At 54.1% G+C, this 13,715-nt stretch carries 14 protein-coding genes; 8 read left to right on the forward strand and 6 right to left on the reverse strand.

Features of this window, described 5'->3' with window-relative positions; all coding sequences use genetic code 11:
• Window positions 1-32 precede the first annotated feature (32 nt).
• Window positions 33-437 carry a response regulator gene (locus AC5Q5A_RS01730; RefSeq protein ID WP_008888577.1) on the forward strand — a complete coding sequence of 135 codons (405 nt, stop codon included), beginning with the start codon at window positions 33-35 and terminating at the stop codon, window positions 435-437.
• 64 nt (window positions 438-501) lie between these two features.
• Here the strand turns inward: AC5Q5A_RS01730 and AC5Q5A_RS01735 are convergent, their stop codons facing one another.
• On the reverse strand, window positions 502-1,452 hold the full coding sequence (locus tag AC5Q5A_RS01735) for an AEC family transporter (protein WP_493894121.1): 951 nt from the start codon (window positions 1,450-1,452) through the stop codon (window positions 502-504).
• Between the two features lie 253 nt (window positions 1,453-1,705).
• On the opposite strand from AC5Q5A_RS01735, the gene rpmI reads away from it, so the two are divergent.
• The 4 genes from rpmI to pheT all read left to right on the forward strand — a co-directional run bounded on the left by rpmI (window position 1,706) and on the right by pheT (window position 5,875).
• On the forward strand, window positions 1,706-1,903 hold the full coding sequence (gene rpmI, locus AC5Q5A_RS01740) for a 50S ribosomal protein L35 (RefSeq protein ID WP_008888575.1): 198 nt from the start codon (window positions 1,706-1,708) through the stop codon (window positions 1,901-1,903).
• Between the two features lie 17 nt (window positions 1,904-1,920).
• The gene (rplT, locus tag AC5Q5A_RS01745; protein WP_008888574.1) at window positions 1,921-2,277 is read left to right on the forward strand and encodes a 50S ribosomal protein L20; all 357 of its coding nucleotides are present in this window, start codon (window positions 1,921-1,923) and stop codon (window positions 2,275-2,277) included.
• A gap of 114 nt (window positions 2,278-2,391) precedes the next feature.
• The gene (pheS, locus tag AC5Q5A_RS01750) at window positions 2,392-3,462 is read left to right on the forward strand and encodes a phenylalanine--tRNA ligase subunit alpha (RefSeq protein WP_493894122.1); all 1,071 of its coding nucleotides are present in this window, start codon (window positions 2,392-2,394) and stop codon (window positions 3,460-3,462) included.
• Window positions 3,463-3,466: 4 nt separating this feature from the next.
• Window positions 3,467-5,875, forward strand: a complete 2,409-nt coding sequence (gene pheT, locus AC5Q5A_RS01755) for a phenylalanine--tRNA ligase subunit beta (RefSeq protein WP_493894123.1) — start codon at window positions 3,467-3,469, stop codon at window positions 5,873-5,875.
• Window positions 5,876-5,954: 79 nt separating this feature from the next.
• Here pheT and AC5Q5A_RS01760 read toward each other — a convergent pair whose 3' ends face one another.
• Complete coding sequence (locus AC5Q5A_RS01760; RefSeq protein WP_493894124.1) at window positions 5,955-6,428, reverse strand: hypothetical protein; 474 nt, start codon at window positions 6,426-6,428, stop codon at window positions 5,955-5,957.
• 100 nt (window positions 6,429-6,528) lie between these two features.
• A complete protein-coding gene (locus AC5Q5A_RS01765; RefSeq protein WP_493894125.1) occupies window positions 6,529-8,604 on the reverse strand; it encodes a sensor histidine kinase in 2,076 nt (691 codons plus the stop codon).
• Between the two features lie 322 nt (window positions 8,605-8,926).
• Between AC5Q5A_RS01765 and AC5Q5A_RS01770 the strand changes: the two genes are divergently transcribed.
• From AC5Q5A_RS01770 to AC5Q5A_RS01780, 3 genes are all read left to right on the forward strand, one after another.
• Window positions 8,927-9,142, forward strand: a complete 216-nt coding sequence (locus AC5Q5A_RS01770) for a hypothetical protein (RefSeq protein WP_493894126.1) — start codon at window positions 8,927-8,929, stop codon at window positions 9,140-9,142.
• Window positions 9,139-10,944 carry a translation elongation factor 4 gene (lepA, locus tag AC5Q5A_RS01775; protein ID WP_064780089.1) on the forward strand — a complete coding sequence of 602 codons (1,806 nt, stop codon included), beginning with the start codon at window positions 9,139-9,141 and terminating at the stop codon, window positions 10,942-10,944. Before AC5Q5A_RS01770 ends, lepA begins: the two co-directional genes overlap by 4 nt.
• 132 nt (window positions 10,945-11,076) lie before the next feature.
• Entirely contained in the window at window positions 11,077-11,541 is a 465-nt protein-coding gene (locus AC5Q5A_RS01780; protein ID WP_493894127.1) for a heme-degrading domain-containing protein, read from the forward strand.
• Between the two features lie 76 nt (window positions 11,542-11,617).
• On the opposite strand, the gene AC5Q5A_RS01785 is transcribed toward AC5Q5A_RS01780, so the two are convergent.
• The 3 genes from AC5Q5A_RS01785 to AC5Q5A_RS01795 all read right to left on the reverse strand — a co-directional run bounded on the left by AC5Q5A_RS01785 (window position 11,618) and on the right by AC5Q5A_RS01795 (window position 13,519).
• Window positions 11,618-11,890 carry a hypothetical protein gene (locus AC5Q5A_RS01785; RefSeq protein ID WP_493894128.1) on the reverse strand — a complete coding sequence of 91 codons (273 nt, stop codon included), beginning with the start codon at window positions 11,888-11,890 and terminating at the stop codon, window positions 11,618-11,620.
• Window positions 11,891-12,061: 171 nt separating this feature from the next.
• Window positions 12,062-12,460 (reverse strand): GFA family protein, encoded by a 399-nt coding sequence (locus AC5Q5A_RS01790; protein WP_493894129.1) that lies wholly within the window; start codon window positions 12,458-12,460, stop codon window positions 12,062-12,064.
• A 36-nt stretch (window positions 12,461-12,496) separates the two neighbouring features.
• A complete protein-coding gene (locus tag AC5Q5A_RS01795) occupies window positions 12,497-13,519 on the reverse strand; it encodes an NAD(P)/FAD-dependent oxidoreductase (RefSeq protein ID WP_008888563.1) in 1,023 nt (340 codons plus the stop codon).
• Window positions 13,520-13,715 lie beyond the last annotated feature (196 nt).

The raw sequence follows: 13,715 nt of genomic DNA on the forward strand, positions 1-13,715 counted from the left end.
TACCCCAAGGTTCAAGCCAAAGAGGGAATGCCATGCCAGTCGGAAATGATCTTTTGATCGTGGGCGTCGATGATGACCCCAAAAGTCTGGTTCTTCTGAAACGAATCGTCGAAAGCGGCGGGTTCACGTTTCAGGGTGTTTCCTCTGGCAAGGATCTTCTTAAACTTCTCAAGACCAAACGTCCGCGCATCATCCTGATGGATATCATGATGCCTGACATGAACGGGTTCGAGACCGCGATCAATGTCCGGACCCAGTTTCCCGATCTGGCTTGTGCAATCATTTATGTTACTGCGCGTCAGGGTGAAGAAGACCTGCGGGGTGGTGTTGCCGCCGGCGGCAATGATTTCGTCCTGAAACCGATCAATCGTGAAAAGCTTATGAGCCGAATCGAAAAATGGATCGGTCGGGCGCATACCATCAAGACCGCTATCTGACCGTTGCCTGAAGCCGCATGATGTTATCGGCCATTCTGTCTGATCTTAGGCTGCTCTGAACCTTTTACTGGCCAAGCCACCCGGCAATCGTCTCAATATAGACCGAAAAGATAGAAAAGCTGACGACGCCAAGTGCGGTGGTCACCAGCACGATCGAAGAACTGCGCACGATATAGCGGTCATAGGTCGTTGCTATCACGAACACATTTCCGGCTGTCGGAAGAGCTGCCAGTAACAAGACGGCCTTTGTTTCAAGCCCGCTTGCTGAGCCAACAATCCAAAACCCGATAAATACTGCAATGGGATGCACAATCAGTTTGGCAACCGACATGGTGGCAAGTTCGGCGCGCTTTTCGGCAATCGGTCGCCCAACCAGCGCAACGCCAATGGCAAACAATGCCGCCGGGCCAGCACTTTGCCCCAACAAATCCAGCAAATAGTCAACGCCATCGGGCCAATCCAGATCAAGCAAACTTGCAAGGACGCCGATGATAATTGCAAGCACAACCGGGTTCGTCAGGGTGCCTCTGATGATCTTGCCCGTCGGCTGGCTGCCCTTGGCGTGCTTTGTCCCTTCCAGCAACAAAAGGGAGAGCGGCAACATCACAATCAAATCAACTGCAAGCGCGACAATCAGCGGCACAGTCGCCAGAGGGCCAAGCAACCCTATGATCAGCGGAAGCCCCATGAAGCCGACATTGCCCATGGTTCCGGCAAAGGAAAACAGCGTCTGGCTGGCCGGATCAAGATGGAACACGCGTGAGGCGATGAGCCTCGAAATGCCATAAACCACAAGAGTACCGCCGCCATAGGCAAGGATTATGTCAGGCTGCCAAATCTCTGACGGGCTTCGGGTTGCAAGTGCCTTGAACAACAGGGCGGGCAGCGCAAAATAGAACACAAACCCGTTGATGCCGCGCATCCCGTCGGGTGAAACGATCTTGAACTTGCCGCCAATCCAGCCAAGGCCGATCAGTGCAAAGAATGGCAAAATGATTGATGTGATTTGCGACATGTGATCAGTCAGATGGCAAAATGCGCGATGATGGATTTGGTCTGAAAAAGTGGTGCCTGCGCACAATGGCGGCTCAATGTCCCAAAAAGCAAGGGGAAAGGGCTGAATTGGCCCTTGAAAAAGGTAAAGTCGGAGTCTATAACCACCCGTCCCCAAAACAGGTGGTGAGGCTGGAAGGTTTATATAAATCCTTCAGGGCATGCCCAGCCGCCGTAGGGGATTTCGTTTTCATTGCTTTTGCAAGGATAGAAAAATGCCCAAGATGAAGACCAAAGCGAGTGCGAAAAAACGCTTTCGCCTGACCGCCAGCGGAAAAGTCCGTCACAACGTGGCAAACAAACGCCACCTTCTGACTGCGAAACCGACCAAGATGAAGCGCCAGGCACGTGGCACGGAGATCCTCTGTGACGCAGATGCCCGCATCGTCAAAAAATTCCTGCCGTACGGTTAAGGTTGAAGGAGAGTTAAATGGCTCGTGTAAAAGGGGGCGTGTCTTCACACGCTCGTCACCGCAAGGTTATTAAGGCTGCCAAGGGTTACCGCGGTCGCCGCAACAATACTTTCCGCACCGCCGTTCAGGCTGTGGAAAAAGGTCTGCAGTATGCATACCGCGATCGTCGCGTTAAGAAACGCCAGTTCCGCTCGCTCTGGATTCAGCGTATCAACGCTGGCGCACGTGAGAATGGTCTGAGCTATTCCCAGTTCATGAATGGCCTGAAAAAGGCTGGTGTTGAACTGGACCGTAAGGTTCTTGCCGACATCGCAGTGCGTGAGCCGGAAGCTTTCAAAGCTCTGGTCACCCAGGCGCAGGCTGCACTGGACTGATAAACCTTTGTAAAAAGGTTTCATCGGCACTTGCCTGATTTGATCAGGGGCGGCCATATTGGCCGTCCCTTTTCTTTTTGTGATTTTTAAACCCAAGCCAAAGCGTCGGAAGTTATGGAAAACATCGAAGCATTGCGCGAAGAGGTTCTGGCGGAAGTCGAAAAGGCAGCGGATCTGACCGCGCTTGAAGACGTCCGCATCAGCGCCCTTGGCAAGAAAGGCCGCATTACCGGCCTGATGAAAAACCTTGGCAAGATGGACCCTGACCAGCGTCGTGAATTTGGTCAGACGCTTAATGCCGTCAAGGACCAGGTCGCTGGCGCAATCGAAACCCGTAAAACTGCCCTTGAAGATGCCGCTCTCGAGGCGCGTCTGTCGGGCGAGCGGATTGACGTCACCCTGTCCTCGCGTCCGGATGAAACCGCGGGCCGCATTCACCCGATCAGCCAGACGATTGATGAAATCGTTTCGATCTTTGGCGAAATGGGCTTTGCCCTGGCCGAAGGCCCGGATGTTGAAGACGACTTCCATAACTTTACCGCGCTGAACATTCCGCCGGAACATCCCGCGCGTGAAATGCAGGACACCTTCTATCTGCCCGAACAGGAAGATGGATCGCGCCTCGTGCTGCGAACCCACACCTCGCCGGTGCAGATCCGGACCATGCAGTCCAAAACCCCGCCGATCCGCATCATTGCGCCGGGTCGTACCTATCGCTCTGACAGCGATATGACCCATACGCCGATGTTCCATCAGGTCGAAGGTCTGGTGATCGACAAGAAGACTCACATGGGTCATCTGAAGGGTTGCCTGCTTGAGTTCGTCAAAACCTATTTCGAACTTGATGATGTGCCGGTGCGCTATCGTCCAAGCTTCTTCCCGTTCACCGAGCCGAGTGCCGAAATGGATATCGGTTGTTCGCGCAAAGGTGGGGAGATCAAGATTGGTGAAGGCGACGACTGGCTGGAGATTCTCGGCTGCGGCATGGTTCATCCGCGCGTGCTGAGCGCCTGCGGCCTTGATCCGGAAGAATATCAGGGCTTTGCCTTTGGCATGGGGATCGAACGTATCGCCATGCTGAAATACGGCATTCCCGATCTTCGCACCTTCTTCGATACCGATCTGCGCTGGCTGAAACATTATGGTTTCGTGCCGCTGGATGTACCGAACATGGTAAGGGGCTGAGATTATGAAATTCACACTGAATTGGCTGAAACAGCACCTTGATACCGATGCGTCGATTGAGGTGGTTGCAGAAAAACTGACCGATATCGGTCTTGAAATCGAAGGCGTGACCGACCGCGCGGCAGCCCTTGCCGACATCCGTGTCGCCCACATTGAAGAAGCCGGCCAGCATCCCGATGCTGACCGCCTGAAGCTTTGCCGGGTTAATACCGGCGAAAAAATCATTCAGGTCGTCTGTGGTGCGCCGAATGCCCGTACCGGACTTAAGGTCGCATTGGCACAGCCGGGCGCGATCATTCCGATTGATGGTTCAAAACTGAAGCCGGGCAAGATCCGTGGTGTCGAAAGCCAGGGCATGATGTGCTCCACCCGCGAGCTCTGCCTTGGTGAAGACCATGACGGCATCATCGAACTGCCTGAAGATGCCGAAATCGGTGCACCGGTTGCGTCTGTCCTTGGTGCGGATGATCCGATCCTTGAAATCGGCCTGACCCCGAACCGCCCGGATTGCACCGGTGTTCGCGGGATTGCCCGCGATCTGGCGGCTGCGGGCATCGGAACGCTTAAGGCCGATCCGCGCCAAGAGCCGGTTACTGGTGCGTTTGACAGCCCGATTGGCGTTACAATCAGCAGCGAAATCGCATCCAACAATGCAGTTCCGGCATTCTTTGGCCGTTATATTCGTGGTGTGAAAAATGCTGAAAGCCCGGAATGGTTGAAAGCCCGTCTGGAAGCCATTGGGTTGCGTCCGATTTCCGCTCTGGTGGATATCACCAACCTTGTGACTCATGACCTTGGTCGTCCGCTACATGTGTTTGATGCCGACAAACTGTCGGGCGACATCAATGTGCGTTACGCGACCAATGGCGAAAAGATCGCAGCCCTTGATAACAAGGAATACGCGCTTTCCGGCTCCATGGTGGTGATTGCGGATCAGGCAAAGGCACTGGGCATTGGTGGTATCATCGGTGGCGAAGAAACTGGCTGCCTTGAAGAAACGACCAATGTGTTTGTTGAATGCGCGCTGTTCGATCCGATCAGCATTGCCAAGACCGGTCGTAAGCTTCAGATCAATTCAGATGCACGCTATCGGTTTGAGCGTGGCGTTGATCCGCAGTCGGTTGCCTGGGGCATGGAAGTTGCCACCCATCTGATCACCGAGATTTGTGGGGGTGAAGTATCCCATGTCGTTAAGGCTGGCGAAGTGCCAAATCCGCGCAACGCCTTTGATCTGCGCATTGATCGTATTCGTGAGCTGGGCGGCGTTGCAGTTGAAGCAGTTCGTGCGATTGAAATCCTGAAATCTCTGGGCTTCGAGGTTAGCGGTTCTGCACCAGTTATTAACGCCGTGGCACCGACCTGGCGCCCGGACATTATCGGTGAAGCCGATCTGGTCGAGGAAGTCCTGCGCATTGTCGGTTATGACAAAATCCCGACAGTCCCGCTGGAACGTGAAACCAGCCTGCCGGTTCCGGCCTTGTCGCCGTTCCAGAAACGTGTTGGTCTGACCCGTCGGGTTCTGGCATCGCGCGGTCTTTATGAAACCGTGACCTGGTCCTTTACCGACTCGCGTTGGGCCAAACTGTTTGGTGAACTCAAAGACGGTCTGTATCTGGCCAATCCGATCAGTTCCGACCTTGATATCATGCGCCCGAACGCCCTGATCAACATGATTGCGGCGGCCGGTCGTAACCAGGCCCGTGGTTTTTCCGATCTGGCGCTGTTTGAAGTTGGTCCGGAATTCTTTGGCGATCAGCCGGGCGATCAGCGTCTGGTGGCCGCAGGCTTGCGTTCCGGTGCAACAACTCAGCGCAGCTGGACCGGTTCACGCCGTGATGTCGACGTGTTTGATGTTAAGGCCGATGCCGAAGCCCTGATAGAAGCACTGGGTACCAGTGCCGCCAATGTTCAGGTCAATACCGATGGTGCGCCGGAATGGTATCACCCGGGCCGTTCGGCAGCCCTGCAGCTGGGTCCGAAAAATGTTCTGGGCTATTTCGGCGAATTGCATCCGAAGGTGCTTAAGGCGCTTGGCGTCAAAGGCCGCGTTGTCGCGTTTGAACTGTTTGTTGAAAACGTTCCTAGCCCCAAGAAAAAGGGCACGGCCCGTCCGGCCTTGAACGCATCAAGTTTCCAGTCGGTCGAACGCGACTTTGCCTTCCTGCTTGATGAAGCTGTGAAGGCAGAGGCGATCATCAAGGCCGCCAAAGGTGCCGATCGCAATCTGATCACGGATGTGACGATCTTTGACCTTTATGCCGGCAAGGGGATTGAGGATGGCAAGAAATCACTCGCCTTCTCGATCACGTTGCAGCCGACCAAGGCAACCCTGACCGAAGAAGAAATCGAAGCGGTCTGCAAAAAGGTTGTCGAAGCGGTTGAGAAAGCCACGGGTGGCTCTCTACGCGCCTGATCTTTCGGCAAAGATACGAATAAAAACGGGCTGCCCAACATCGGTGCAGCCCGTTTTGTTTGTGGGGTATCGGTCAAATTTACCGACCGGGGCGTTTGCGCAGGATGGCGTATTCGTCCTCATCCAGATCAAGCGCGATCAGATCCGGCCCATTGGTAAAGACATGCCATTCCATATCGGTGTCGTCGCATTCGATGGTCAGCTGATCGACCATGCTGTTCCATTCGCAACGTTCACGATCATCATCGGCTTCCAGTCGACCCGTACCATCGTCATAGAGATGCATAACCAGGATCTGCTCGTCCTCGTCAATTGAATAGACGGCATATGTTTCGTTTGCAAAACGGTAATTGATTTCTGAGCCATCCAGCCGGCGCCAACCCCGCGGCAGCGGCTCACCCGGTTCATGTTCGGCGAAGTAATAGGCCAGTTTCTGCATGTGGCTGTCATTCATGGTGCGCATGTCCGATCCACATGCGCTGAGCGCCAAAAGGGCCAGCATCACCGGAACAGATTTGAATACAGGGCGGAACAGGATCATGGTCTTGAACATCTAACGCTCCATAACAGGCACAGGGCAGCTTTTACCTGTCTGCCCGTCTAACCCTCAGTCTCAAGCAATATGCTTGCCATGCTGCAATGCACTGAGACGTTCAAGGATTTTTTTGCCCAATGCGTGCTGCGTCGGCGTGGTAAACCCGAAGCGTAAAGATGATGGTCGTGCCCGGGTCACTGAGCGGTCGGCTGGTATCAAGCCAGATGCGGCCGCCATGCTGTTCAACGATCTTGCGGCACAGAGACAGGCCAAGTCCCGTTCCGGAAAACTCGTCCTTATGCAGGCGCTGGAACAGGCGGAAAATCCGTTGTGCATGCTCGGGGTGAATGCCAATGCCGTTATCGCGGACCGAAAAACGCCAATAATCGCGCATCACCGGGTCGGGTTCGACCGTGATGGATATGTGTGGTGATACGCCGGGGCGGCGATACTTGATGGCATTGGATAAAAGGTTCTGGAACAGCCGCGACAGGGCAATCCGGTCACCTTTGACGGTCGGAAGATCGTCATGGGTGATGGTGGCATGTTCACGGCCAATCACGTCCTTGAGGTCCGCTTGCGCCTCGTTGAGCACCTGATTGCAGTCAATTGGTGCGAAATCTTCGCGCGTTCCGGTCTTGGCATATTCAAGCAGGTGACTGATCAGCTTGTGCATGCGCTTGGCACCATCGACGGCAAAGTCGATATATTCGTCGGCTTCCTGATCAAGGCTGCCGCTGTAACGCTGCTTCAGAAGTTGCGTATAGCTGGCGACCATGCGCAGCGGTTGCTGCAGATCGTGGGATGCTACATAGGCAAACTGTTCGAGGTCTTCGTTGCTGCGTTTGAGCTGATCAAGTGTATCGCGCAGCTTGTTGGCATTTTCGACAAACTCCGTCACATCGCGCGCACTGCAAAAGATCATCTCGTCAAATGGGCCCACGCAATGCCACGCCAGCCAGCGAACATTGCCCTTGCGGTCGAGTACGCGCAGGATTGATTTACCATCACTGATCGTCGCAGTGCCGTTTTTCTGGCGCATGGCCGTCATCGCGGTTTGCTGGTCCTCGGGAACAAACAGCATAAAGAAAGGTTTGTTGACGATGTCATGCACCGGCAACCCCATGAGCTCTTCCAGGGCGGGGCTGAACCCCTTAAGGATGCCGTCCTGATTGACCACAATGGCCGGTTCCGGGGTATGGCGAAGGTAGGTTTCAAACGGATGGCACAGTTCCTGTTGGGCCGCAGTTTCCAGAAGCAAAACCGAAATAAATTCCCGACTGTCTTCGCTGTAGCGATGCGCCATCAAATAGAAGCGCTGCATCTGGTTTTTGGCAGTGCGGATATCGACCATGGTGCCAATCCGTGCATCCTGCCAGATATTGTCAATCAGCGGTCCGCGAAGCTTTGTGCGGGATTCCGATGACAACCGATCAAGAAAATCCGTCATGGTTGGTTCGATGTTTTCCGCTGTCGGACCAAGGATTTCCGGCCAGTTCAGCTGCGCTGTCAGTTTTCCGTCGGAGGTCTCCACCGGCCAGCTGATCACGGCACAGCCGCATTCCGCCAAGGTATTTTCCGTATCGCTGAAATGTTCGGCAAGATGGGCAGCACGCATGTGCTGCCGTTTGAGGCGATGCCATAACCAGACCGCCAGGCCACAAAGAATGGTCATCGCCATGACAAACATCAGCGCGTGCAGGATAAAAGCATCACGCCAGTTATTCAAAAGCGCGCTGCGCGGCGTATAGGCCACCACGATCCGGTTGATTTGTGGCAGTTTGCTATAAGCCAGAACCATGACTTCGCTGCTGTGAACACAGACCAGGGAATCGCGATCAGTTTGTTGGGTACTGATATAGTCGCCCAGATCGCCGATCAGATGCGGCGGGATAAAGCCCTTGATCTGGTTAAGCTGGTTATCAAGCAGCCCAACGGTTATGTCGGAATTGTCCGCCACGATCTTTTGCAGGTCGACGTCATTGTGAAGCAACAACATCGATCCCAACCGAAAGGCGGTTGCTTCAAGTTGGGCACTGGCATGCTCAACGGCGCTGTCATAAAGCGTTTTCTGAATGAAAAAGAAGGAAAACAGCAGGACAAACACACCCGTCAGCGTCAAGGCGGCAAGCCGTTTGCGCAATTTCACAAGACTGCGCCGGGACAGGGATGGCTCGATTGACATTATGAACATGTTATTGGCGTGCCCCTGCCAGACAGAGTTACGGTTTCCTCAACCTTGAAATTTAAGACCTTTTCGCGCGGTTGAAAAGGATGCAAACAAATGAATGTAAGCGTTAAAGGCCTGTTTTGTGATGGACCCGATATCTCGTGACCAAGACCCTTAACGTGATCACGTTCGGTCAAGTGATGGCCGTGCCAGACTGCAGGTTATTCACAGACGCCGTGAACATAACACAACGCTTCTAATTCCGTGCAAAAACCCCTATAAACCCGCTGGTGATTGATCCGGGATATATCAGAATCGATTTCCCGAACGATGCAATGATCACGCAATGCTGGTTTTTCCGATCGTGCTCTTTCGCATCCGTGATGCGATAAGGCCTGATGTCGCTGCCGAAATTGGCTGGCTGACGGGGCAGGGGATATTGGAAAGAATGCGGTTTGCGCGTTATGTATCAACCGGGTATCTGGTGATCACACCGTTTCGAAACAATGTGCCACGCGGCGAAATGCCAGCCAATTTTAGTGCCAGAAGCAGCCAAAAATGACTGACCTTAAGAACATTCGTAACTTTTCGATCATCGCCCATATCGACCATGGTAAATCCACCCTGGCCGACCGCCTGATCCAGTTGACCGGTGGCCTGACCGAACGTGAAATGGCCGATCAGGTTCTCGATTCGATGGATATCGAACGTGAACGTGGCATCACCATCAAATCCCAGGCCGTGCGGCTGAAGTATACCGCCAAGGATGGGCAGGAATATACGCTCAACCTGATGGACACGCCGGGCCACGTTGACTTTGCCTATGAGGTGTCGCGCTCGCTCGCGGCCTGCGAAGGGTCGCTTCTGGTGGTTGATGCCGCACAGGGTGTGGAAGCCCAGACGCTGGCAAACGTCTATCAGGCGATTGAAAACAATCACGAGATTGTCCCTGTCCTGAACAAGGTCGACCTTCCGGCAGCCGAACCCGATCAGGTCAAGGAACAGATCGAAGAAGTGATTGGCATCGATGCGTCTGATGCTGTGATGATCTCGGCAAAAACCGGCTTGGGCGTGCCTGACGTGCTTGAAGCACTGGTGCACCGTCTTCCGGCGCCGACTGGTGATGCGAACGCACCGCTTGAAGTGCTTCTGGTTGATAGCTGGTATGACACCTATCTCGGTGTGATGATTCTGGTGCGCGTCAAGGAAGGTACCCTGAAAAAGGGTCAGAAAGTCCGCTTCATGAACGCCAAGGTCACCCATCAGATCGAACGCGTTGGTGTGTTCACGCCGAAGCCGCTTGCTATTGATGAAATGGGGCCGGGTGAAATCGGCTTTATCAACTGCGGTATGAAAACCGTGGCCGAATGTGAAGTCGGTGACACGATTACCGAAGAAAAACGCCCCTGCGCAAAGCCGCTGGCCGGCTTTAAGCCGTCGATCCCGGTTGTGTTCTGTGGCATTTTCCCGGTCGATACCAGCGAATATGAAGTGCTGCGCGATGCGCTTGAAAAGCTGCATCTCAATGACGCGTCCTTCCAGTTCGAGCCGGAAAACTCGACCGCACTTGGTCTTGGTTTCCGTTGTGGCTTCCTGGGTCTTTTGCATCTGGAAATCATTCAGGAACGTCTGGAACGCGAGTTCGAGCTTGATCTGATCACCACCGCACCGTCGGTGTCTTATAAGATCACGCTGAGCAAGGGCGAGGAAATCCTGCTGCATAACCCGGCCGATTTCCCGGACGTTACCAAGATCAAGGCCATTGAAGAACCATGGATCAAGGCATCGATCATGGTGCCGGACGAATATCTTGGCGGTATCCTGACCCTTTGCACCGAACGCCGTGGTGTTCAGCTTGACCTGACCTATGTCGGTAACCGGGCGATGGCGGTTTACAAACTGCCGCTCAATGAAGTGGTGTTTGATTTCTATGACCGTCTGAAATCCATTTCGCGCGGCTATGCCAGCTTTGATTACGAAATTGCCGGTTACGACGAAAGTGATCTGGTAAAGGTTTCCATCCTTGTGAACGAAGAACCGGTCGATGCACTGGCCCTGATGGTGCACCGTTCGGCGGCTGAATATCGTGGTCGTGAGATTTGTAAGCGTCTTAAGGACCTGATCCCGCGCCAGATGTTCCGCATCGCCATTCAGGCCGCCATTGGTGGCAAGGTGATTGCCCGTGAAACCGTATCGGCCCTGCGCAAAGACGTGACGGCAAAATGTTACGGCGGTGACGTTTCGCGTAAACGTAAGCTTCTTGAAAAACAGAAGGCTGGTAAGAAAAAGATGCGTCAGTTCGGCAAGGTCGAAATTCCGCAATCGGCCTTTATCAACGCGCTCAAGATGGGCGACGACAAGTAAGCCGAAATTACGATTTCGAAACAAAGGCTGTATCACATTGTTGATGCAGCCTTTTTTCTTTGCTGTTTTCAGAGGCTAACCTGCTGCGCTATGGATGGACGCAGCCCAACCAATTGCCCAAGGAGTCTCCCGATGGATCTGGAATTGCTCGCCAAACAGGAAGAAATTCTGGTGTTTGACCGCTTTGACGAAGACACTGCCTGGTCAATCGGCTCCAAACTGGTCGGCGTCGCACAGGCCAAAAACGCCCCGGTTGCCATCAATATCCGCACCCCGGACCGCACCCTGTTTCACGCATCCCTTGCCGGTGCCAAACCGGCCAACGATGCGTGGGCACGTCGTAAAAGCAATCTGGTGCTACGTGAACATCAAAGCTCGATGCGCTTTGGGGCGGAGCTTAAGGCCAAGGGCAAAACCCTTGCCGATCACGGGATCGATTTTGCCGACTATGCCGATCATGGCGGCAGCTTCCCGGTCCGTGTTGCCGGTGTCGGCGTGATTGGTGCAGTTACGGTATCCGGCCTCGCATCGCACGAAGATCACGGCATGATCGTGAGCGTTTTGGCCGAGCACCTTGGCGTGTCGGTGAAGCTCTAAGACACAGCCTAACTTCTAGACGCTATATTTGCGAGATACTTGACGTTGAACGGCGAAGCCGCGCAAGAGGCTAAGCTTACTCTTCCAGAATAGCCTCAACCTTGCGGGACACCCATTTCGATATGATCGTCGAACCCGCGACCAAAAGGCCGATCGCAACCGCTGTACCAATGACAATGATGAAGCTGCCTGCAGAACGTCCATGCATCATCATCTGAAAGGTGGTTTGGAATGTCACCATCATCAGTAAGGTGCCAAGCAGAAGCGTACCTGAACCAAACAGCATCAGTTTGCGCATATTCATTTTTCGGCGGCTGTTCGGTTGGTCGTCCTGATTCTCGTCGCTCATTTCGTTCCCCTGATGGTGATATGTGCGAATTCTACTCTTGGTAGAATTTTGCAGCCTGTCATGATTGAGCCCCGAGGGCCAGAGACAAGTTTCTTTTGTCCGGTACCTGTGATGTCACCAGTTTGGCAGGAACAAGCTTCAGTACTTTAAATGGCCCAGGGATCGTCGTGCTTAATCGAAATGCTCGATCTCCGGATCAATTCCGGCAAAGCTCGGCAGTGCCGTGCTCATCCAAAGATGCTTTTTGGCCTTGAACAGGCTTGGGTCATCAAAGGTGCCCAATCGGAAATCGATGAAGCTGTCATCATCGCCCTTGCGCCAGGTGATGCTTGATCCGCATTTTGGGCAAAATCCGCGATACTTGCCGGGCGAGCTTTCATATTCGCGCGGCTTGCCATCCCATGTGACGGCATTGGTCGGGAACGCGACAAAGGTCGAAACACCCGAACCGCTATCCTTGCGACACATGCCGCAATGGCAGTGATTGCTGCCAATCGGCTCCCCGGATGCAACAAAGCGCACCGCGCCACAAAGACAACCCCCACGATGTTCGGGATGTTTTGTGGTCATGGTGCGCTTCCTTGAAAACTTTGACCAAATGTCGGGTTATTCGTTCGGAACACCCGTCGTGGTCGAATATTCGAAGTGGAATTCCTTGTCCGGGAACATATAGGCGCGTGCGGCGTGGATCGCACTCGCACCTTCGGCAAAGCCCGACAGGATCAGTTTAAGTTTATGCTCGTAGGTCGCGATATCGCCGATGGCAAAGATGCCCGGGACGGATGTTTCCATCGTCGCCTGTTTCACACCGATATGGTTCTTCTCAAGATTAAGGCCCCAATCGGCAATCGGACCGAGTTCCATGGCAAGGCCAAAGAACGGCAGAAGGTGATCGGCTTCAAGCTCGCGCTCTTCGCCCTTGAGCGTTGCGACAACCACGTGTGACAGAATGCCGTTTTCACCTTTAAGCCCCTTAAGCTGATAGGGGATGACCATCTCGATCTTGCCCGCCTCGGCCAGCGCCTGCAGTTTTGCACTGCTGTCAGGTGCTGCACGGAATTTCGGGCGACGATGAACCACCATCACCTTGGCGGCGATATCATGAAGCGAAAGGGCCCAGTCGACAGCCGAGTCACCGCCACCGGCAATCACGACGTTCTTGCCAGCAAAGTCGGCACGACGTTTGACGTAATACTGAACGCCACCCGATCCTTCATACTCTTCAAGGCCGTCCATCGGCGGTTTGTTCGGGCCAAAGGCACCGCAACCCGCGGCAATCACAACCGCACCGGCATCAATGACCGTACCCTTCGTGGTGACCAGCGTGAAACGGCCATCATCGCGTTTCTCAAGCTTGGTGACCTGCTGACCCAGATGATAGGTCGGCTCGAACGGGTCGGCCTGTTTGGCTAGCTCGTGAATAAGGTCCTGACCGGCGATCTGCGGATGGGCCGGAATATCGAAAATCGGCTTTTCCGGATAAAGTGCGCTGCACTGGCCGCCGACCATATCAAGCGCGTCAATCACATGGGATTTAAGCCCCAGCATACCGGCTTCGAAAACCGCAAAAAGCCCGACCGGGCCTGCGCCAATAATGGCAATATCTGTGCTATGCGATGCGTCTGACATACTTATTCCATCCAAATAAAATCAAATTTGGGTAGGGGGCTGCCCCCAAGCCCGGCGGTGTGCGGGATTTCTTATGCAGCGAGATAGCATCTGGAACACGATATCGCAATGTAAACCGGCCTTTTTCCGGGTTTGCGCCGTGATTTGAACCACACGCCTCAATCGGCTTCGCAAAATCATTGCGAAGTGCCGCATC

The organism is Thalassospira sp. CA1 (genome assembly GCF_059052855.1).

Coding starts and splice junctions, on each gene's coding strand:
- pheT (WP_493894123.1), top strand. CDS start 3,467: ATGAAATTCACACTGAATTGGCTGAAACAGCACCTTGATACCGATGCG.
- lepA (WP_064780089.1), top strand. CDS start 9,139: ATGACTGACCTTAAGAACATTCGTAACTTTTCGATCATCGCCCATATC.
- AC5Q5A_RS01790 (WP_493894129.1), bottom strand. CDS start 12,460: ATGACCACAAAACATCCCGAACATCGTGGGGGTTGTCTTTGTGGCGCG.
- AC5Q5A_RS01735 (WP_493894121.1), bottom strand. CDS start 1,452: ATGTCGCAAATCACATCAATCATTTTGCCATTCTTTGCACTGATCGGC.
- AC5Q5A_RS01795 (WP_008888563.1), bottom strand. CDS start 13,519: ATGTCAGACGCATCGCATAGCACAGATATTGCCATTATTGGCGCAGGC.
- AC5Q5A_RS01760 (WP_493894124.1), bottom strand. CDS start 6,428: ATGTTCAAGACCATGATCCTGTTCCGCCCTGTATTCAAATCTGTTCCG.
- AC5Q5A_RS01780 (WP_493894127.1), top strand. CDS start 11,077: ATGGATCTGGAATTGCTCGCCAAACAGGAAGAAATTCTGGTGTTTGAC.
- pheS (WP_493894122.1), top strand. CDS start 2,392: ATGGAAAACATCGAAGCATTGCGCGAAGAGGTTCTGGCGGAAGTCGAA.
- rplT (WP_008888574.1), top strand. CDS start 1,921: ATGGCTCGTGTAAAAGGGGGCGTGTCTTCACACGCTCGTCACCGCAAG.
- AC5Q5A_RS01765 (WP_493894125.1), bottom strand. CDS start 8,604: ATGTTCATAATGTCAATCGAGCCATCCCTGTCCCGGCGCAGTCTTGTG.
- AC5Q5A_RS01730 (WP_008888577.1), top strand. CDS start 33: ATGCCAGTCGGAAATGATCTTTTGATCGTGGGCGTCGATGATGACCCC.
- rpmI (WP_008888575.1), top strand. CDS start 1,706: ATGCCCAAGATGAAGACCAAAGCGAGTGCGAAAAAACGCTTTCGCCTG.
- AC5Q5A_RS01785 (WP_493894128.1), bottom strand. CDS start 11,890: ATGAGCGACGAGAATCAGGACGACCAACCGAACAGCCGCCGAAAAATG.
- AC5Q5A_RS01770 (WP_493894126.1), top strand. CDS start 8,927: ATGCTGGTTTTTCCGATCGTGCTCTTTCGCATCCGTGATGCGATAAGG.